General features: G+C 45.2%; 14 protein-coding genes. 7 read left to right on the plus strand and 7 right to left on the minus strand.

Translation table 11 applies throughout. From position 1 onward, the window contains the following. Positions 1 to 102: 102 nt before the first annotated feature. Positions 103 to 5,559 carry an alpha-2-macroglobulin family protein gene (locus tag ON006_RS24030; RefSeq protein WP_244822563.1) on the plus strand — a complete coding sequence of 1,819 codons (5,457 nt, stop codon included), beginning with the start codon at positions 103 to 105 and terminating at the stop codon, positions 5,557 to 5,559. A gap of 3 nt (positions 5,560 to 5,562) precedes the next feature. Here the strand turns inward: ON006_RS24030 and ON006_RS24035 are convergent, their stop codons facing one another. After that, complete coding sequence (locus ON006_RS24035; protein WP_244822564.1) at positions 5,563 to 6,303, minus strand: MIP/aquaporin family protein; 741 nt, start codon at positions 6,301 to 6,303, stop codon at positions 5,563 to 5,565. Between the two features lie 155 nt (positions 6,304 to 6,458). Between ON006_RS24035 and purB the strand changes: the two genes are divergently transcribed. Continuing rightward, complete coding sequence (purB, locus tag ON006_RS24040) at positions 6,459 to 7,814, plus strand: adenylosuccinate lyase (protein ID WP_244822565.1); 1,356 nt, start codon at positions 6,459 to 6,461, stop codon at positions 7,812 to 7,814. Between the two features lie 57 nt (positions 7,815 to 7,871). Here purB and ON006_RS24045 read toward each other — a convergent pair whose 3' ends face one another. Next, the gene (locus ON006_RS24045; RefSeq protein ID WP_244822566.1) at positions 7,872 to 8,093 is read right to left on the minus strand and encodes a helix-turn-helix transcriptional regulator; all 222 of its coding nucleotides are present in this window, start codon (positions 8,091 to 8,093) and stop codon (positions 7,872 to 7,874) included. A 272-nt stretch (positions 8,094 to 8,365) separates the two neighbouring features. On the opposite strand from ON006_RS24045, the gene ON006_RS24050 reads away from it, so the two are divergent. Genes ON006_RS24050 through ON006_RS24060 form a run of 3 tightly spaced genes read left to right on the plus strand, consistent with a single transcriptional unit; the run spans position 8,366 to position 12,447 of the window. Next, on the plus strand, positions 8,366 to 8,809 hold the full coding sequence (locus ON006_RS24050) for a hypothetical protein (protein ID WP_244822567.1): 444 nt from the start codon (positions 8,366 to 8,368) through the stop codon (positions 8,807 to 8,809). Positions 8,810 to 8,812: 3 nt separating this feature from the next. Beyond that, a complete protein-coding gene (locus ON006_RS24055) occupies positions 8,813 to 9,256 on the plus strand; it encodes a carboxypeptidase-like regulatory domain-containing protein (RefSeq protein ID WP_244822568.1) in 444 nt (147 codons plus the stop codon). 56 nt (positions 9,257 to 9,312) lie between these two features. Further along, positions 9,313 to 12,447, plus strand: coding sequence for a T9SS type A sorting domain-containing protein (locus tag ON006_RS24060; RefSeq protein WP_244822569.1), 3,135 nt, complete (start codon positions 9,313 to 9,315; stop codon positions 12,445 to 12,447). Between the two features lie 57 nt (positions 12,448 to 12,504). On the opposite strand, the gene ON006_RS24065 is transcribed toward ON006_RS24060, so the two are convergent. From ON006_RS24065 to ON006_RS24085, 5 genes are all read right to left on the minus strand, one after another. Further along, complete coding sequence (locus ON006_RS24065) at positions 12,505 to 15,057, minus strand: adenosylcobalamin-dependent ribonucleoside-diphosphate reductase (RefSeq protein WP_244822570.1); 2,553 nt, start codon at positions 15,055 to 15,057, stop codon at positions 12,505 to 12,507. A 277-nt stretch (positions 15,058 to 15,334) separates the two neighbouring features. Then, a complete protein-coding gene (locus ON006_RS24070; protein WP_244822571.1) occupies positions 15,335 to 16,384 on the minus strand; it encodes a hemin-degrading factor in 1,050 nt (349 codons plus the stop codon). Between the two features lie 24 nt (positions 16,385 to 16,408). Continuing rightward, a complete protein-coding gene (locus tag ON006_RS24075) occupies positions 16,409 to 17,206 on the minus strand; it encodes a heme ABC transporter ATP-binding protein (protein WP_244822572.1) in 798 nt (265 codons plus the stop codon). Next, positions 17,203 to 18,318 carry a FecCD family ABC transporter permease gene (locus tag ON006_RS24080; protein WP_244822573.1) on the minus strand — a complete coding sequence of 372 codons (1,116 nt, stop codon included), beginning with the start codon at positions 18,316 to 18,318 and terminating at the stop codon, positions 17,203 to 17,205. The genes ON006_RS24075 and ON006_RS24080 overlap by 4 nt, the downstream gene beginning before the upstream one ends. 7 nt (positions 18,319 to 18,325) lie before the next feature. Continuing rightward, complete coding sequence (locus tag ON006_RS24085; protein WP_244822574.1) at positions 18,326 to 19,165, minus strand: heme/hemin ABC transporter substrate-binding protein; 840 nt, start codon at positions 19,163 to 19,165, stop codon at positions 18,326 to 18,328. Positions 19,166 to 19,411: 246 nt separating this feature from the next. On the opposite strand from ON006_RS24085, the gene dctA reads away from it, so the two are divergent. Together dctA and ON006_RS24095 are read left to right on the plus strand one after the other, a co-directional pair. After that, positions 19,412 to 20,683, plus strand: a complete 1,272-nt coding sequence (dctA, locus tag ON006_RS24090) for a C4-dicarboxylate transporter DctA (RefSeq protein ID WP_244822575.1) — start codon at positions 19,412 to 19,414, stop codon at positions 20,681 to 20,683. A gap of 51 nt (positions 20,684 to 20,734) precedes the next feature. After that, positions 20,735 to 20,917, plus strand: coding sequence for a DUF433 domain-containing protein (locus tag ON006_RS24095; RefSeq protein WP_244822576.1), 183 nt, complete (start codon positions 20,735 to 20,737; stop codon positions 20,915 to 20,917). Positions 20,918 to 20,923: the final 6 nt, after the last annotated feature.

A 20,923-nucleotide genomic window follows, 5' to 3' on the forward strand; every position in this document is an offset into this window, starting at 1 on the left:
TAACGCTAATATTTAGAGCGATTTGATTTATAAAACTTAAATTAGTCGGATGGTTTTTTGTCATAAAAAATCATCCGTTTTTTATAGTTCTTATCTCTCCCTATGAAAAAGACTTCCGCCGCCTGCATTTTCATTCTCCTTGCTTTTTCTCTGTTGTTCAATGCCTGCTCCTCTCTCAATGAGGTCCGAATTGCGGGTACCAACTTCACAGGCGAGATCAGCCAGTCGCAAAACCTGGTCTTTACATTTAACAAAGATCTCGTTTCCCAAAGCGACCTCAACAGCTGGGATTCAACGCAATATGTGCAGTTTGAACCGGCCGTTCGTGGTAAGTTCAAATGGACAGCACCCAATGAACTGATTTTTTCACCTGTCGCAGGGTTCGGTGCAGCCACTGCCTACAAAGCCAAACTGACCGGTTTATTGACGGCAAAAGTGGAAAAGGATAAAAAATATGACGTTTCCGCTGACCCAATTGATTTCCACACGCCTTATCTGCAACTGGTTGAAACCGAAAGTTGGTGGACACTTTCACAGGAGACTGGTCGGCAGGAAGCCAGGTTAAGATTGATTTTCAATTATCCACTAAATGGGCAGAATCTGGCTGAAAAGCTGAAAGTTACATTGGCAGATCAATCATTGGATTACAAAATATTGCCTTCTGACAATGATCAATCTGTAACCCTTTCTTTGACCAACACAGGCAAAGCCGACAACAACCCGGTCCCTCTCAACATTACGGTGGATAAAGGTTTGAAAGTACCTAATACAACCTATACAAGTCAGGAAGCCATTTCCAAGACTGCGAGCCTGCCTTCTCCATTGCACCTGGAAATCGTCGATATAAAAACGGGATTTGAAAATAATGCTGCCTATGCACGTATCATTACCACTCAGGAACTGAATAAGGAAAGCATTGAAACTGGTTTTGTCCTTAATCCGCAGGCCACCGCACAGACTGAGCCGACGGAGAATGGCTTCATTCTCCGGGGCGACTTCAATGAAACCGAGACTTACAATTTACTCCTGAATAAAACACTGAAAGGTATTCTCGGGCCCGTATTGGAAGAAGAAACGTCACGAGATTTGTTTTTTGGTAAAATGCCTTCGGCGATCTCATTTGCCAATAAAAAGGCGCTCTATATGTCCACCAAAGGATCAAAAAACATTGGTGTCCAGATCGTGAATGTGCCCAAAGTGCAGGTTCGCATTTCGAAATTGTATGCTAACAACATTCTGGGCTTCCTCCGAACCAATAGATGGGGAGATTATGATTGGATTGAAGATCAAGCTGTCCCAAATGGCATCTTTCATTATAGTGATGATACTGACAGAGCTTTCAGTGATGTACTTGTCGATAAAACCGTAGAAACGGAAAATCTGCCCAAAAGCAAAGGAATTTCCGCTCTGAACATTGCATTACCTGACGACAACCAACGTCGTGGCGTTTATCTGGTCAGTGTTCATTCCAGTGATGAAAGCTTTGTGTTTGACACCAAGCTGGTTTCTATCTCCGACATTGGCCTGATTGCCAAGCAGGGCAAGGATGAGGTTTGGATTTTTGCTAATTCAATCAAAACCAATGAGCCGATTTCAGACCTTGAAATAACACTGGTTAGCTCCAACAATCAGACTGTACACACACTTACCACAGACAAAGAAGGGGTAGCGCACGTGGACAAATTGAGTGAAAAAGCACCTGGTTTCAAGATCGCGATGGTTACCGCGGATAGTAAGGAGGATTTCAACTATCTCATTTTGGCTGATACCCAGGTTGAGACCTCGCGTTTCGAAGTGGACGGTCTTCGGGATAATACTTCCGGTTTCCAGGCATTCATTTATGGTCAGCGGGACATTTACCGGCCTGGGGAAACCATGCATTTCAACACGGTTATCAGAACGCAGAACTGGCAAAAGGCGAACGATATTCCTTTAAAAATCAGGGTAGTAACACCCAATGGCAGAGAGTACCGGACCTGGCGAAAAACGACCAATGGACAGGGTGCCGTGGAAACAGAGGTACCATTGGATGCCGCCGTTCTGACGGGTACTTATATACTTGAAGTTTACAATGCTAACGAGATACTGCTTGCTTCCCGGGCCGTCAGTGTGGAAGAGTTCATGCCAGACCGCATTAAAGTGGATTTAAGCGGAGCTACCGCCGATTATGTTTCCGGCGGAACGGTTTCCCTCACTGCCACAGCATTGAATTTATTCGGACCGCCTGCTACTAACAGGACTTACGAAATGGAGTCGCAGCTCAAAAGAAAAGGTTTTACAGCATCATCATTTCCCGATTTTTCATTCGACATTCCGGCAGAAACTACATTTGAACGTGAAACAAGGCAGGGAGTGACGAATGAACAGGGACAAGCGACTGAGAAATTTGTACTCGCAGCAGGTCTCAAAGACATTGGTGTGCTAGAAGGGAAAATTTATGTTACCGTATTTGACGAAAACGGGCGGCCCGTCAACAGACTTCAACGATTTGATGTTTACACGCAGCCCATATTTTATGGCATTCGGTTACCAGACTTTTATGTAGGTACCAATGCCCCGCTTCCGGTTGAAATCGTGGGCGTTAACCGCAAAGGAGTTTTGCAAAACGGTTCCTCGGCGCAAGTGGAAGTGGTGAGGATTGAGTACCAGACGGTTGTGGAAAAAAAATATGAGCAACTCAGGTACACTTCCCGGAAAAATGAGAAGATAATTTATTCCAACGCATTGAACTTACCAAGCGGAAAAGGTACATTCCAATATATCCCTACGGTTTCCGGCGAGTACGAAATACGGGTGCGACGTCCTGGCGCTGAGCATTATACGCTCTCCCGGTTCTATGCCTACGGCTACGGTTACACGCAATATTCCTCTTTCGAAGTAAGTAATGAAGGGCGGGTGTTGATGGAAACTGACAAGGAGAAATACAAAACCGGAGAAAAAGCTAAAATTTTATTCAAAACACCTTTCGACGGCAGGCTACTAGTTACGGTCGAAAGAAATAATGTCCTGGAACAGCACATTCTAACCACTGAAAAGAAAGCGGCAGAATTGAAGCTGGACATTAAGGAAGAACATCTACCCAATGTTTTCGTAACCGCCACATTGATCCGAACATTGGACGCGTCGGACATGCCATTGACGGTAGCACACGGATTTACACCATTAATGGTAGAAGATCCCGACCGCAAACTAGCTGTAACAATCACCGCGGTTGAAAAATCACGTTCGAAAACGAAGCAAACGATCAGGATTAAAACCCAGCCTAATGCACAGATCACATTGGCCGTTGTTGACGAAGGTATTTTACAAATTAAGAATACCAAAACACCTGACATTCACGGTCATTTTTACCAAAAAAGGGCATTGGAAGTTACAAGCCACGATTTATATGCACAATTATTCCCCGAGCTAAGCATCAGCGGAACGTCGAGCTTTGGTGGTGACGGTTACGATCTGGAAAGAAGGATCAATCCGTTGAGCAATGGTCGGACTGAACTGGTTTCGTTTTGGAGCGGCATATTGACCGCGAATGGAAGCGGCGAAGCCTCTTTCGACGTTAACATTCCACAATTCAGCGGTGATTTGAGAGTAATGGCCGTGGCTTACAAAGACAACGCATTTGGTTCCGCTACAAAAAATATGAAAGTAGCCGACCCGGTCGTGATCAGCGCGGGATTACCTCGTTTCCTGAGCCCCGGCGATGAACTGGTGCTCCCTGTTAACATTAGTAATACGGAAAAAAGACCGGCCAATGCGACGGTGTCATTACAACTCAGTGGCCCGCTGGCCGCCGGAACGGCAGTTACCCAAAAGATAAACATCGCAGCGGGGAAAGAATCCAGAGCTATATTTTCGATTCGCGCACTGCAAGCCATTGGTACCGGGAAGATCATTGTGAAGGTCAATGCGTTTAACGAAACATTTGTAAATCAGACGGAACTGACCATTCGCCCTGCCTCGCCTTTATTGAAAACCAGCAATTCAGGAATAATAGCAGGAGAAAAGCAGGGTTTGATCGATCTGACTTCATCATTTATTCCCGCAACGAGCCGCAGCCAGGTAGTACTGAGCCGGTCGCCGCTGGTACAGGGAGGCGGAAAAGCGCTTTCGACATTACTGGGCTACCCTTTTGGCTGTCTGGAACAAACCGTATCCAAGGCATTTCCCCAAATTTATTTCGCTGACCTGGCCAAGGCAATAGCCGCGCCGGTGTATATCGTAAAAAATGGTGAAAGTGATTTCAATCCGATGACCAATGTGCAGCAGGCGATCCGCAAAATAGAATCGCAGCAGATTTACAATGGCGGTATGGGCATGTGGCCTGGCGCCACTCAGGAGGATTGGTGGGCAACTGCTTACGCGGTCCATTTCCTGGAAGAGGCACGCAGGGCAGGATTTGAAACGAATGCAAAAACGATCAGCCGGGCACTGGACTATTTAACCACACAAACTGGTACCACTGCAAATCGCGAAGTAGTTACGGCGAGTACTAACTCCGCGCCCGCCGTGGATGGACAGACGGTTGCTACACAAATCCGGAAAACGGTTGCACGAAGGGAAGCCATTTACTCGCTTTATGTGCTCGCGCTGAATGGTCACCCCAACCGGTCTTCTATGAATTATTACAAGCAAAATCCAAATTTGCTAACCATTGATTCCAAGTATTTACTCGCAGGAGCATTTCAATTGGCTGGTGACGCAAGAAGTTTTGCTGCATTGTTGCCGAAAAAATACACATTGGAAACCGGTCCGCAGTTCTACGACAACAGTTATTCGTCGTCGCTCCGCAATATTTCGTTGGTACTAAATACATTGCTGGAAACCGATGCGGCTAACTTACAGATTCCGGTTCTGGCCCGCCAATTGTCCAAAGCCATTCAATCTGCATCGTATCTGAACACTCAGGAAGCATCATTTGCCGTACTCGCTTTGGGAAAACTGGCTAAGAAAACTTCCGGATCGACCATTACGGCCGCTGCGACGGTCAATGGAAAATCACTGGCCACATTTACCGGAAAAGAGGTCAAAATTTCGAAAGGAATTGTCAATCAGAAGATTGCAATCAAAACGCAGGGTAAAGGAGATCTTTACTGGTTTGCGCAGTCAGAAGGTATGTCCGCCACCGGTACTTATGTCGAGGAAGATCAGGGATTGAGCATTCGCAGACAATACTTAACCCGCAACGGAACTCCAATGCAGGCTTTCCATCAAAATGATCTGGTTGTGGTAAAGCTCACATTGACCAGTACCAACGGTTTACCCATTGAAAATATCGTGGTGACAGATCTGCTTCCGTCAGGTTTTGAAATCGAAAACCCGCGCATTACCGAACCTCGTGACATGCCATGGATTACCAATGCAGCGATTCCTGAATATTATGACATCCGCGACGACCGCATTCACTTCTTCACGACGGCCGATAAGCAGGAAAAATCATTCTATTACCAGGTACGGATCATTTCCAAAGGCACATTCACGGCCGGACCAGCCGCTGCGGACGCCATGTACCAAGGCGAATACAGAAGCTATTCCAGCGGTGGAAAAATTACAGTCGAATAAAGATCAGAAGTAAAAAAAGCGAAGAATTAATCCGGCAATAATGGCTCCTGCAATGGGAGCCACCACCGGAATCCAGCCATAGCCCCAATCCGAGCCACCTTTGTTGGGTATGGGCAGGATAGCATGAGCGATTCGGGGTCCCAGATCACGCACAGGATTGATAGCGTAACCAGTGGTGCCCCCCAATGACAAACCAATGCTCCATACCAGCATACCTACCAGATAAGGCGCTACCCCCGAAGGAATTCCGCCTCTTTCGGGGTCAGAAGTACCGGCATAACCGATCGCCACTACACCGACGATCAGCAAAATGGTGGCGATAAATTCACTTATAAAATTAGAGCCTGTTGATCTGACGGCGGGATCGGTTGCGAAACACGCGAGCTTGGCGCCTCCATCCTCCGTAGCCTTCCAATGTGGCAGATATTGCAACCAAACCAATACAGCACCTAAAAAAGCGCCGATCAACTGAGCGGGAATGTAGCTCGCAAGCAAACTATAATCCTGACGAAGCACTGCCAGGCCAACGGTAACGGCAGGATTGAGATGCGCAGCTGCGCTACCAAATGCATTGGCTACAAATATTCCGATCATGACTGCAAACCCCCAGCCTGCTGTGATGACGATCCAGCCGCCGCTTTCACCTTTTGTCTTTTTGAGTACTACATTGGCTACAACGCCATTGCCTAACAAAATAAGTACCATTGTTCCGACTAATTCGCCGATAAAGGGGGAAGGCTGCATGAGTTTTGTAAAAATCTGGTTGAATGAACGAATATGCGAATAGTTTTATAAATTCTACTCCAAATCCCAAAAAGAATATTTCATGAGATTTTTACCATTTTTGGACGCTGAATTCTACTAACTTTGCCTGATAATCAATTTTTGTATTGAAAATCATGTCATTAAATCAACTTACGGCTATCTCTCCCGTTGATGGCCGTTATTACAAACAAGTCTCTGAACTTTCGGCATATTTCTCTGAATATGCTCTGATCTATTATAGAGTGTATGTTGAAATCGAATATTTCATCGCACTTTGTGAACTCCCTCTGCCACAGTTATCAGAATTTGACAAGAAGAAATACGCATCACTCCGCAAAATCTATGAGGATTTTAGTGAAGACGATGCCCTGCATATAAAGGATATTGAAAAAGTAACCAACCACGATGTCAAAGCGGTTGAGTATTTTATCAAAGAACAGTTCGAAAAACTTGAAATTGAGAGCTACCAGGAATTTATCCATTTCGGGCTTACTTCTCAGGATATTAACAATACCGCCATCCCGCTTTCGCTCAAAGATGCGCTGGAACGTCAGATCAAACCATTGTTCCGTCAGGTTCTTTTTGTATTGAAAAGAATGTCCATTGAATGGAAAAATGTACCCATGCTGGCTTTCACACACGGACAGCCTGCATCACCAACACGGGTAGGAAAAGAATTTCTGGTATTCGTAGAACGTCTGGAACGTCAGCTGGAAATGCTGGACAAAATCCCTCATTCTGCTAAATTCGGTGGAGCAACTGGTAACTTTAATGCACACCATGTTGCATACCCTAAACAGGATTGGATGGCTTTCGGGCATCATTTTGTGGAAGGTTTAGGATTGAAAAGAAGCCGTCATACTACTCAGATCGAGCATTACGACAACCTGGCTGCGACTTTTGATTGTTTGAAAAGATTGAATACAATCCTGACCGACCTGAACCGGGATATGTGGACGTACATTTCGATGGGTTATTTCAAACAAAAGATCAAAGCGGGTGAGGTAGGTTCTTCTGCCATGCCACATAAAGTTAACCCTATCGATTTTGAAAATTCGGAGGGAAACCTTGGTTTGGCTTCTGCATTGTTTGAACATTTTGCTGCAAAACTTCCTGTTTCACGTTTGCAGCGCGACCTTACCGACTCCACTGTATTAAGAAACATTGGAGTACCCTTGGCGCATTTGGCGATTGCATTGAATTCACTTTTAAAAGGCCTTGGCAAAGTTGAGCTCAACGGAGAGATCCTGAAAGCTGAGCTGGAAGAAAACTGGGCGGTGGTATCGGAAGCGATCCAGACCATACTCCGTCGGGAAAGCTATCCGAAACCTTATGAGGCGCTGAAAGAATTGACTCGTACTAACGAAAAAATCACGCACGACTCGATCTCCCGTTTCATTGAAACCCTTGATGTTTCAGAAAAAATACGTGAAGAACTTAGGGAACTTACTCCTTTTAATTATTTGGGGATAGTAGAGGAAAACCATTGATATTAGAAAATGAGACTTTCCAGGTCTTGGAGACGGGGTCACCTAGACCTGGAAAGTTTATTCCGAATTTATCTTCTTCTGCCAGTTCTCTGGCAGCATATCCTGCAATTTTACATTACAGACTACGGAAATACTCAAATATCTGTCAAGCGGTATTTTAGTGATTTCACTTTCCCATTTGTGATAGGCAGCCTGCGAAACGCCAAGCAAATTGGCCATCTGCTGTTGTGTCAAATTATTTTCAAGACGATAGCGGCGCAATAATTCCTCAGCGGACATATTTCCGGTTTGATAGCGTACATGTATTTCATCATTAGAGGCTTCAAACGTTGACTGCGGGCAAACATAAAGCTAAGATTTTGTAACTCCAAACAACCCATCTGGATAGCAAAGATCCCATGGAGTAACCGCTTTACTATTACTGTAAAGCTGCGTTTAAAATTTATAATTCAAGTAATAAAATTTCTGCTGACTTTGTAAAAGTTTATGGGTAGCTCGTCTTGCCCTGCCAATATTGAAATGAAAACATGCTATAACTCCCTTAACGGACAATGAAACAAAAGTCAAAACGCTCACATTCAAATCCATTCAGCACACTTTACGCTACTATCCTCTTCGGTTGCATGGCATTGCTACTCAGTGGCTGCTTCCTGAAACAGGACAGGACGACTACTATTTATGGAACGGTTACGGATCAGAATGGGCAACCGGTTGATAGTATTTTGGTTATAGTTGAGGGTGTTCAAGATTTCCGGTATGATCGCCTCAAAGAAACTTTTTCACACATTGACGGACGCTATGAAATGGTTGTTGAAGTACCGAAACACTATTCCTCAGTTATCGTAAATGTGCCCTACGGTAAGAGCGAAAATCCAAAATATATGCGGGACTATGTCGACTTTTTTGTAAGTAAGGATGGGGCTAAGACCAATAATTGTTGCTCTGCATCAGTGGGAAGAAAGACCAAATACGACTTTCAACTAATCCCTAAATAAGCCATGAAACAACCACTAATGCGCTCATTTTCAAAGCTATTCAGCATTCTTTCCTTTGCTATCCTTTTCGGAAGCCTGGCATTGCTACTCAGTGACTGCTTCCTGAAACAGGACAGGACGACGACTATTTATGGCACGGTTACGGATCAGGATGGGCAGCCGGTGGATAGTATCTTATTAAGAGTTAGAGGGGTTACGGGTTTTAAATATGAAATACTAAAAGAAATTCACTCCGATAAAGAGGGGGAATACGAAATAATGTTGGATGTGCCAAAAAAATATTCATCACTTTCAATTGCGATTCCATTTTCCAACTCTTTGAATCCAAAATTCACTAAACAATACTTAGGTCACTACGTTTTCCGAAACGAGGTCAAAACCAATGATTGTTGTTATGCTGAACTGGGAAAAAAGACCAAATACAATTTCCAACTAATCCCCAAATAAGCCCCTAAGATTAAAAATGATCAATTCTTTATCACACATTAATCGTCAAATTTCAAATGGAACACACCTACAATTTCCGGAATACCCTTCTTAAAATCAGTATCGCCATTCTTTTCAGCCTTTCTTCATCCCTTGCCCAAATTGTTGACAATTATCAGAAACAAAAGCAAGGGCAACTTTCCCGGCTAGATCTAACTGGTCTGGGAAAAATGCTGTTACTAAATAATGGCGTGATCAGTTCGCATGAAATAGCGTCATTTCAATCGCTTTCCAAATCTGGACATGTTCCTTCACAAGAGCCGGTAACGGCAGAGGACTGGCAAAGTCTTTATCAAAGACTTATTGATACGGACTTACGACCTAAAAATGAGCGTCTGCCGGATCTGAACACGCTGACCGAAACAGACCCGAACAAGGCAACCAAAAATAATGTAGTCCCGATTGGCATCCTGGATCTGGACGGTATATACCTCACCGGTAAGCAAATTGCTGACAATGAACAAAGCAAGAAAAACAACCAGTTCGTGGATTTTTCCACTTACGAGCCTGTCAGGATTATCACGGCATCCGTTTTACAGGAAGATGTATTTGAGGCAGACATTTTGTTCAGGTTAAATCCAAGTCTTTATATCTCAAATCATGATCACTCCATTCAGAATCTGGAAATTGACTTTCATGACGGTAAAGGGTATGCCACATACCCTCTTTCCGCGCAGCTGATCCCGCATCATTTCAGCAATTTGGGTAAACAGAAGATCGATTTTCGTTTAACATCAGGGGATAAAATATTTGCCTTTCAAACCCAAGTAAATGTGTTGCAGCTGGAACGTCTCAAGCCTTTTATGGAATTTGAGGTTAACGCTCCCCGGATCTGGACAGACACTTCATCAGCAAACTTCGCAGATAAGACCGCCAGAACCGCGCTCGCAGGCGGCAACATCCGGATTATTCTGGGCTGTGACAACATTCTTAACAAACCCATCATCATTGCCGAAGGATTTGATATGGGACAAAATGTTAATCTGGACTATCTGGAAGCGAAATACCGCGATGCCTTTAGAGATTACCTTCTCGAGGGATACGACTTAGTCCTTCTGGATTACACCGATGCGCGGGATGCGATTCAAAACAATGCACAAGTTTTAAAAGCCTTGATTCAGCAAGTAAACCAAATGAAAACCGGCAACAATCCCTCTATTGTGGTGGGGGAAAGCATGAGCGGGTTAGTGGCGCGTTGGGCGCTTCGGGAAATGGAAAATCAGGGAATTCCGCATCAGGTAAATCTAATGATCTGCTATGATACGCCTCATCAGGGTGCCAATGTTCCAGTCGGAATGACGCAACTTTACTGGGAAACTAATGTGACTGTTCTAACTCAGGTCATTTTTAAGTTTCTTGCCAAAGGATGGCGAAATTATTACGAAGCATTGAATACGCCGGCAGCCCAGCAAATGCTCTTGCATTGGGGCGGCAGCATTAACACGGGTGTGGGAAATAAAAGCCCGTTCTTTGATTCCTTTCGGGCACAGCTTCTGGCACTTGGCAACGGAGGATATCCTCAGAGTTGTCGAAATATAGCAGTCATACACGGAAGTATGAACGCCAGTGACCTTAGTCTATTCGGTCAATACAATTATGGAAGCAGGATTTTGCTTAGCTTCACTCCAAATTTCCAGAACCTGCAGAATGCAAATATAGATATCCACACCAATCAGTTAAATCAAAATGAGTCAGTGCTCAGGTATGCAACCTGGGGATTACTTGCATCAGCGTTGGGAGTGAACAAGAAATATAATAGTGCATTAAATGATGATTTTCTTCCGGGTGGAAGGACCCAAGCACCAATTCCCAATAAGTTTTTCGGTAAAAACAAAACAGATTTTCGATTTTGTTTCGTACCCACATTTAGCTCTATTGATTATCAAGGACCGAGAAATACGCAAAATGAGCGTATGCTGCTTAATGTTTGGAACGTAGATGCAGCAACCGTTAACCGTCAAACACCTTTCGCTGCAATATATGGTCGAGCAGACGGCCTTAATTCTACCCATGTTGACACTGATTTTTCTGGATTTGACAACATCGGCCAAGCCGAAGGCCTCCTAGCAAATATCGTCGCCTGCCCGCCGCTTGCCCCTCCGCCGGTGCCAACCATTGCACCGCCATTCAGTATCTGCTTTCCGTTTGCTGCCAAAAGAACCACAGAAGATAACACGGCCAACATTACAATGTCACTGGCTACTCCTTCCAATGGAATGTATGTGCACAATTGGACGGTACTGCCTGCCAATCAGTATTTTACAACGACTGGCGACCAGATCACCTTTCAGGCGGAAAGAGCAGACCATTATGATGTGACATGTACCCGGACTTACCCCAATCGCAAGGATATCAGCAGCACTTACACGGTTAGTGTGGAGGTGAAGGATTGCAGTCCCCAAAGTATAATAGCAGAAACCATTGTGAATGATAACTGGGAGGATGATTTTGTGTTAACTCTGGCCAACAACGACAACGTATTTGCTCATTACTCGACTTCGGATATCCTGTATGCCGCCACGGAAAACGGCACTTTTGTACCAGCCTCCGCGCTGATTGCCCGCGGCATGTTTCAGGAATTCGCTTCATTCTTTGCCGAAATTGATCCACGCATTGCGTTACCCGTGCACCTCGTCAGTTTTGATGTTGGAGCGGAAGGAAGTAAGGTGATATTGGAATGGAAAACATCCGAGGAAATGGGCAGCGATCACTTTGAAATAGAAAAGAGTTCCGATAGCCGGGCATGGCGAAGTATCGGGGAAGTGCCAGCACGCGAATACACCTCTGATAATGTCTATTATTCGTTTACAGACCCTGAACCGATTACCGGGATGGTATACTATCGTTTGAAAATGGTTGACATCGACAGTACCTACGCTTTCAGCAAGATCCGGAATTTGCAATTCGACGATGAGGGCGAATGGGCTGTTTTCCCCAATCCCCTAGTCACAGGAGAGTCCCTGAGCGTCTTATCAGGAAAACAACACGAGGTTAATACGATCAGCATTTATGATCTTAATGGAAATCTTCTGCGGGAATCCTGCAAACCTTCGAAAGGATTGATTGAAAAGGACCTGCTTCCGGGAAAATATATCGTAAAAATTAAGCTGCGGGACGGTACGGAAAAGAGCCTGTCTTTCGTGAAAAAATAATCGGTTGTTAAAAAGACTTACCAGGTTTTGAAAACCTGGCAAGTCTCTCTATATATATCACCCACACTTCGAAGAACCGCAATCTTTACAAGTCAGGCAGCCTTCCTGGTAAAGCAGGTTGGTAGAATTACAATTCTGACATTTCTGTTTCGCAGCTTCGGTACCGTCCGGAATGTAGCGTTTCAATGCACGGGCCACGCCGTTTTTCCAGGTGTTGATTGACTCGTCCAATTGCAGACTACTGATCAGGTCCACTACTTTTTCAATGGGCATACCATGCCTTAATGTGCTGGAAATCAGCTTTGCATAGTTCCAATATTCAGGATTGAACTTGTAGGATAACCCTTCAATGGTCGTTTTATAACCTCTGGTATTTTTATATTGAAAATCGTAACGCGAGCTGCCATCTGCTTCCCGATTTTTGATGATGAGTCCTTCATTCACCCATCTCGGAATCAGGATACCGTCTTCATCGTCTGCAAAACCAGTGAAAATCTCATAAGGTCTGCCATCTATAATACCAATGAATGCGATCCATTTGTCTTTTTTATTCTGAAAACGCACCACATCCGCTTCCAAAGTCTGCGGTCTTTCGGTCGGGAAAGGCGTAGGAGCTTCTGGGCCTTTTTCCTCCTTTTTCTCGGTAGTCGCGATCAAAACACCTGAACGTGAACCGTCACGGTACACAGTAACACCTTTGCAACCCGCTTTCCAGGCTTCCATGTAGCATTCACCTACCAGTTCCTCGGTAACATCATTTGGCATATTGATCGTCACACTGATCGAATGGTCCACCCATTTCTGGATCGCCCCCTGCATTTTCACCTTTTTCAGGTAGTCCACATCATTGGAAGTCGCTTTGTAATAAGGCGATTTTTTAACCAGATCGTCCAGTTCCTTCTGTGAGTAATTTTTAGTCAGATCATGACCATTGATCTCCATCCATTCCTTGAAACGGTGGTGGAAAACAATGTACTCTTCCCACGAGTCGCCAACCTCATCGACGAAGTCCACCCGTACATCCTTGTCGTTCGGGTTTACTTTTCTTCTCCTTTTATAAACCGGCAGGAAAACTGGTTCAATCCCGGAAGTCGTTTGTGACATCAGGCTGGTAGTACCAGTCGGAGCAATGGTCAGCAATGCGATGTTACGTCTTCCGTATTCCAGCATTTCATAGTAAAGCTGAGCATCGGCCTCTTTCAGTCTGATAATGAATGGATTCTCTTTTTCTCTTTCCGAGCTGAAAATCGCAAATGCACCTCTTTCTTTGGCAGTATGAACAGAGCCCCTGTAAGCTTCCAGCGCAACGGTTTTATGAATTTCCACTGCAAATTCATTGCCCTCATCACTTCCGTAACGCAAACCCAATGCGGCCAGCATATCGCCTTCTGCGGTAATGCCAATGCCCGTCCTTCTACCCTCTTTTGCTTTGGTCTGAATGTTGAGCCAAAGGTTACGTTCTACACGTTTCACTTCATCATCTTCCGGATCAGCAGCTATTTTCAGCAGTATCGCGTCTATTTTTTCAAGTTCCAGGTCAATAATGTCGTCCATCATGCGCTGGGCAGCGGCAATGTGTTTTTTGAACAACGTCCAGTTGAATACCGCCTTTGCAGTGAACGGATTTTCAACATATGAAAACAAATTGATCGCCAGCAAACGGCAGGAATCGTATGGACAAAGCGGAATCTCACCACAAGGGTTCGTAGAAACCGTTTGATATCCAAGATCTGCATAACAGTCCGGTACGGATTCGCGAATGATCGTGTCCCAGAATAGAATCCCGGGCTCGGCCGATTGCCACGCATTATGCACGATTTTTTTCCAAAGTGCCGTTGCATCAATCTCCTTGATGTGCGACGGCGAAGAGCTGTTGATCGGGTATTGTTGCTTGTAAACACCACCCGCATCCACCGCCTTCATAAATTCATCGTCGATCCGAACCGAAACATTGGCGCCGGTGACCTTGCCCTGCTCCATTTTAGCATCGATAAAGTCCTCGGAATCCGGGTGCCTGATCGCCACTGAAAGCATTAACGCGCCACGACGGCCATCCTGCGCCACTTCGCGGGTAGAATTCGAAAACCGCTCCATAAAAGGCACGATACCTGTCGAGGTCAATGCCGAGTTTTTCACCGGCGAGCCTTTTGGACGAATGTGGGACAAGTCGTGACCTACTCCACCGCGTCTTTTCATCAGCTGTACCTGCTCTTGGTCAACCTTCATAATGCCTCCGTACGAATCGGACGCGCCATTATTACCGATTACGAAGCAGTTGGACAAGGATGCGATCTGGTATGGATTGCCAATCCCCGTCATCGGGCTTCCCTGCGGAATGATATATTTGAAATCCCGGATCAGGTCAAAAATCTCGTCTTCGCTGAGCGGGTTTGGATACGACTCTTCAATGCGCGCAATTTCCTTCGCAATCCTCCTGTGCATATCATCCGGTGTAGCTTCATAGATAGCTCCAAATGAATCTTTCAATGCATACTTATTCACCCAAACCCGGGCAGCCAGGTCATCTCCTTTAAAGTATTGAAGTGAGGCCTGATAAGCTTCTTCTGAGGTATAGGTACGTTCTGATTGTGAAGATTTTATGGTTTCCATTGGCAGGTGTATGTGAAGTTTTTGTTAAGAAGTTGAATCTGTAAATGTAGAGATTTTATAGATTTATTATAACTAAAATTGAAAAAGTTTACAAGAAAAGATAAGTAACCTGCTATTAATCAATTTTTTATGCTTCAATAAATTTAGAAAAGTTTACAAATTTTTATATTCCAAATTATTACCGCTAAAAAACATTGACCAAAAAAAACCGGTTCTAATTGAAACCGGTTTTTTTTAATTACTATGGCGAAATTTTATTCTTAATACTTTACAATGCTCAGTTTGCTTTGGTAACGGTGCGCTCGATCAGCTCAGGCCATTCGGCCAGCTCCGGAATGCCAGGCTTGCGCTTTCCGAAAAACTGGTTGAACATTACACCGTCTTTATCAATCAGTTCAATACCAGTCACGATTCCGTCCTCCGTTGGTTTTCTCACCACCCAGGCCTCGTCAATGGCATCTTCCCGCAAATGCAGGTTAAACTCCGGGTCCATGATATTAAGCCACGGCCCCATGACAAAAATCTTGTTTACCGGCCCGGTATGGATCTGGATGCAATTGGGATTGGAAACAAAAACCATAATCGGCAACTGCGCAGCTGAAACTGCATCGAAAACCGGCTTCATACTTCCCGGCTCAATCTGATATGCATACCCGGCAGGCGCATGACGCAGCGCCTGTTTACGGGACAACTTATATTTGCGAAGAAGTGTAAAAAAATCATGTGTGTCCTTCAAAGCAAGCCATTCTGCCTGAAAAGCAGCGACATCCAGGTCAGGCAATGCTTCTGCTTCGACAGCTTTCTCAGGCTTTGGGGAAAAAAATAAATTCAGGTTCTGGTCAGCGGCTGAATACTTCCCGACCAATGCGTCGTATGCTCCCTTGTTGCTCTTTTCGGTCAGATAAATTTTGTGGGCGGCCTCGCCGTAGCTATTAAAAAATTGAAGACTGTGCCGGTCATTTTCTGAAACCGCAAAACCAAATTTCCAGTCGCCCAGAAATAACCTGAGATCAATATCGGGTCCCAGCACTAATCCAACATGGTTATTGAAAGAAATTTTCTCGTACGTGCCTTTACGCTCGTGCACCACGTGGTCATTGCGGGTGAGCGCCATCACGTGCCCCAGCAAGCCTACTTCCTTGATCAGCTCGCGAAAGTCTCCTTCGAGCAGGATCACATTTTCACCAATTCCGGCAGCCAGCAATTCCGCCTCTGTCGTGTTCAGTTCTCTGGCCGCATCACGAATCCTCGTTTTAGGATTGATCACCTTAAATTCTGACCAGCGCTCTTTTAATTCAGTTCTATCCGGTGAAAGGGTTGATTTCATTTTATTTATTTTTGAAGATGACACTTAATTTTCGCTTAATAAGGCCGCGGCAACCTGCGGCACAATGATCGGGTAACTGGTGTTTTCGGGCCGGATAACTTGCACATTTAACCCAAAAACTGCCTTAATGTGCTCTTCTGTCAAAACATCTTCCGCCCGGCCCGACGCAAAGGTTTGTCCGCCTTTCAGCATTAAAACCTGGTCTGCATACTGTAAAGCCTGATTCAGGTCATGCACCACGGCTACCACGCCGAATCCGCGGGAAGTCATTACTTTGGCCAGCTGAAAAGTCTCAAACTGATGCAGCAAATCCATTCCGGTCGTCGGTTCGTCGAGTAATAAGAGACCGTTTTCTGTTTCCCAGATCTGGGCGAGCGTGCGTGCCAGCTGTACCCTTTGCTGCTCCCCACCGGAGAGTGTAGGATAAAGCCTGTCTTTTAGACTTGCTATACCTACTTTTTTCAAACACAAATCAACGATAGCCAGGTCTCGTTGCTCAGGTTCGGTATCGTAAAACGGGTACCTCCCCATGAGCACGATTTCCTGCGTTGAGAATGATAATGTGATCGTATTTTGCTGAGCTAGTACCGCTCTTTTCTTAGCCAGTTCTTTCAGTTCATATTTTTTCAAATCTTTTCCCTGAAAAAAAACAGAGCCGGAAGCAGGTGCAAGCTCAGAAGAAAGCAACTTGATCAGCGTTGATTTGCCTGCACCATTTGCTCCTACAATGGCCCAGAACTGGCCGGGATGCACGTCGAAACTGACTTCATGCAAAAGCCTTCTGTTTCTGACCTCAAACCCTACGTTGCGAACCGCTATCATATCCTCTTTCTTTTTTGTTCCCAAAGAATATAAATGAAGAAAGGCGTGCCCAGCAATGATGTGAGAATACCAATCGGCAGCTCTGTCGGCGCTACTATGGTTCGAGAAAGCATATCCGCCAATGTTAAAACAATGGCCCCGCCCAACGCCGATCCCGCCAGCAATGTCCGGTGGCTGGGCCCGAATGTGGCCCTGATAATGTGCGGGACTACCAGGCCTACGAAGCCAATCGTACCAGCAACTGCTACCGAAGCTCCCACTCCCATAGTTGCCAAAATAATGACTTTTCGTTTGAGAGATTTCATATTAACCCCCAGACTAGCAGCCTGACTTTCACCCAGTACCAACAGATTTAAGGCCTTTGCCAGATAGGGCATAAAGAATACCGAAACTGCTACAAAAGGCGTTACCGCCATCACAGAAGTCCAGTTGGCACCACCGAGGCTACCCAGGTTCCAGAATGTAATAGAACGAAGCTGTTCGTCGTCGGCGATGTAGGTCATCAGACCGGTAATTGCCCCCACCAATGCGTTAATGGCAATTCCACAAAGCAAAAGGGTCGTCACACCGCCCCCATCGCCGGTGACTTTGGATAATTGATATACTAAATAAGTAGTGACAGCTGCTCCCAAAAACGAGACAAACGATATTCCGTAAGCGCCCGCTATCTCATTCAATATTCCAAAATATTTCACATTCAGCATGATGACGAATACCGCAAACAATGATGCTCCCGAGGTTACCCCGATTAATGTAGAATCGGCGATAGGATTGCGGAAAAGCCCCTGCAGTGACGCGCCTGCTATACCCAGGCCTGCACCTATCACTACACCCAGGCATACACGAGGCAGGCGAATCACCCAGAATACAATGGATTTTTGCTCTTCAACCTGGGTACTGTTCACAAGGCCAAGTTTGAATGCAATGATCTCGCCCAGTTCCGCTACCGAAATATGTACCGCTCCGTTACCTGCCGAAAAAACAACGCAAATAACCAGGAGCGTGCTCAGTATCCACATCATTTTGCCTTTCGATGAAGCCAAATGGTGCTTTTCAGGAATCTCTCTTCCTGTTTTTATAGAATCCGGCTTGCTTGTGATCTCGGCTATCATTCCAATATTATTTTGCTTTTTGCGAAAGTTCAAGCGCCGCTTTTCCAAGCCGGGGCCCAAAACCGGTCAGCAGCTGTCCGTCCATTGAAATGACTTTTTTGTTCTTACCAGCGTTCGTATTCGCTACGCCGGGCACTTTCAGAAGCCCATCAATCCCTTCCAGACTTTCCAACCCACTTGAAAAAAGCACGAGTACGTCAGGATTAGCGGTAATAAGCGATTCTGCCGTCAACGGTTTGAAATCATTGAAACCCTGCACCGCATTTTTGAAACCAGCGAGCAGGAACATTTTATCTGGCGAAGTGTCCGTACCGGCCACCATTAAGGTACCGGTGCCTCTCGCGTAAATGAACAACAGCTTTTTCGGACTGGTAGCGTTAGGAATTTTGGCAAGATCAGCCTGCAGGCTTTTTACCATCTTTTCAGCCTGCGCTTTGGCATTGAAATAGCTTCCTACTTCGCGAATGAGCTTGATCGCACCCTCCTTGGTATATTCATGTTTGAATTCAACTACTTTTTTACCGCTGCTATTCAGTTGTGTAATCACATTGGGCGACAACATACTTTGGTTCGTATAAATCACCACGTCCGGGTTCAGGGCAAGGATTCCTTCGGCAGCAATGCTCCGGTTGTGACCGATTTTAGGAATTTTATCCAGGGTTGCGGGATAGGTACTGGTTACGTCCACACCTACAATTTGTTTTTCAAGGCCCAGTCCGACCAGGATTTCGCTCAGCGTTCCGTTAGCCGAGACGATCTTTAAATTTACACCAGCAAATGCGCAGCTACCCGCGAGGTAGATAGCAAAAAGGACAATAAACGATTTAAAAAATTCACGGGTTTGCATGATCTATTTTTTACATGTGAATATTTATCTACTTCAATCAAAGGATTCCGCCATGGTCATTGTTGTTGGCAAATATATGTTTTTAATTTAGACCAAGTATAAATAGTCAATAAAAATTTACATTTACCGGGTTCAAATCCGCGCAGAGGCTTTTATTATTGTAAATTCAAAAGTTGCACCACCGCTTCAAAACGACATTTTCCGAACGTCCGGGTCGTATTCCTTAACCTTTATATCAGGCATACATTGAAAAAGCTATTGACCAACCTCACCTTCTGGGTTCTTACGGCCATTACCTGCGGGGCTCTTCTGGGCCATTATTATCCTGAAAAGGGGGTGCAAATGGAAATTTTGGGCAAGAGCTTTATTCAGGTTGTTAAGATCTTTATCAATCCTATCATTTTTCTGACCATTACGCTCGGGATCGTGGGCATGGGGGATTTGAAGAAAGTCGGGAAGGTGGGAGCTAAGGCACTTTTGTATTTCGAGATCGTGACTACGCTTGCATTAATAGTGGGGGTGATCGTGGCCAACATTCTTCGTCCCGGTGACGGCGTGGTGACTGGCAATCTTCAAAAAGGGGACATTTCGGTTTATGCCAATAAAGTGCACGATTTTAGCTGGCTGCAATTTTTTCTGGACAATGTCACTTTGCAGGTTTTGTTGTTCTCGCTGGTGCTGGGAACGGTTTTAAGTAAATATTCGGGTAAGGATCAGATCATTCACTGGCTGAATTTTGTCTCCAAATACGTTTTCCGCGCATTGCACCTGGTCATGATCTTCGCGCCGATCGGGGCATTTGGCGGGATGGCATATACGATTGGCAAGTATGGTATCGATACTTTGCTTCCACTTGCCAAGCTGATGGGCACAGTTTATGCGACGATGGCCATTTTCATTTTTGGCGTACTCGGCTTCATTCTCAGGACTTATAAAATCAGTTTGTGGTCGTACCTGAAATACATTCGGGAAGAACTGCTGATCGTTTTAGGTACATCGTCGTCGGAAGCTGCGCTGCCTTCGCTCATGGTAAAACTGGAAAGAATGGGCTGCTCCAAACCGGTGGTGGGACTGGTAGTACCGGCTGGGTATTCGTTTAATCTGGACGGAACGACGATTTACCTCTCCATGGCGACGATTTTCCTTGCGCAGGTTTTCAATGTACACCTTACTATCGGGCAGATTCTTTCATTGATCGGTATTTTAATGGTTACTTCGAAAGGCGCTGCCGGCGTTACCGGAAGCGGCTTTGTGGTACTGGCTTCTACATTGACGGCCATTAAGGTTATCCCGGTGGAAGGTCTGGCTTTACTACTGGGAGTTGACAGGTTTATGTCCGAGGCTCGTGCCATTACCAATTTCATCGGAAACGGAGTAGCGACTATCTGGCTTGCCAACAACGAAAAAGAATTCGACCGCGACAAAATGCACTACGCCTTCGAGAATGTCAAGGAAACGGAAAATGTGATCACGGATAATTTAACGGACCGGACTCAACCGGAGCAAACCAAGTTGTAGCTCTGATAATTTTTACTATTTTTAAGCAGTTTTTATCAACACCTTTCTTCAATGAAATATCAGGATTTCATCGTTTCAGACCATCGCGTGATGCTGGGTAAACCAGTCGTTAAAGGCACGCGTCTGACTGTCGAGATGATTCTTCGTAAACTTGGCGAGGGAGCAGAAAACGACGATTTGCTGGCTATGTACCCTCATTTAAGTAAAGAGGCAATACAGGCGGTGGCTCTCTAAAATGAT

It is taken from the genome of Dyadobacter pollutisoli (assembly GCF_026625565.1).
GTDB lineage: Bacteria > Bacteroidota > Bacteroidia > Cytophagales > Spirosomataceae > Dyadobacter > Dyadobacter pollutisoli.

Bases quoted from the DNA above. Each gene is read 5' to 3' on its own strand.
- ON006_RS24030 (WP_244822563.1), top strand. From the start codon at position 103: ATGAAAAAGACTTCCGCCGCCTGCATTTTCATTCTCCTTGCTTTTTCT.
- ON006_RS24035 (WP_244822564.1), bottom strand. From the start codon at position 6,303: ATGCAGCCTTCCCCCTTTATCGGCGAATTAGTCGGAACAATGGTACTT.
- purB (WP_244822565.1), top strand. From the start codon at position 6,459: ATGTCATTAAATCAACTTACGGCTATCTCTCCCGTTGATGGCCGTTAT.
- ON006_RS24045 (WP_244822566.1), bottom strand. From the start codon at position 8,093: ATGTCCGCTGAGGAATTATTGCGCCGCTATCGTCTTGAAAATAATTTG.
- ON006_RS24050 (WP_244822567.1), top strand. From the start codon at position 8,366: ATGAAACAAAAGTCAAAACGCTCACATTCAAATCCATTCAGCACACTT.
- ON006_RS24055 (WP_244822568.1), top strand. From the start codon at position 8,813: ATGAAACAACCACTAATGCGCTCATTTTCAAAGCTATTCAGCATTCTT.
- ON006_RS24060 (WP_244822569.1), top strand. From the start codon at position 9,313: ATGGAACACACCTACAATTTCCGGAATACCCTTCTTAAAATCAGTATC.
- ON006_RS24065 (WP_244822570.1), bottom strand. From the start codon at position 15,057: ATGGAAACCATAAAATCTTCACAATCAGAACGTACCTATACCTCAGAA.
- ON006_RS24070 (WP_244822571.1), bottom strand. From the start codon at position 16,384: ATGAAATCAACCCTTTCACCGGATAGAACTGAATTAAAAGAGCGCTGG.
- ON006_RS24075 (WP_244822572.1), bottom strand. From the start codon at position 17,206: ATGATAGCGGTTCGCAACGTAGGGTTTGAGGTCAGAAACAGAAGGCTT.
- ON006_RS24080 (WP_244822573.1), bottom strand. From the start codon at position 18,318: ATGATAGCCGAGATCACAAGCAAGCCGGATTCTATAAAAACAGGAAGA.
- ON006_RS24085 (WP_244822574.1), bottom strand. From the start codon at position 19,165: ATGCAAACCCGTGAATTTTTTAAATCGTTTATTGTCCTTTTTGCTATC.
- ON006_RS24095 (WP_244822576.1), top strand. From the start codon at position 20,735: ATGAAATATCAGGATTTCATCGTTTCAGACCATCGCGTGATGCTGGGT.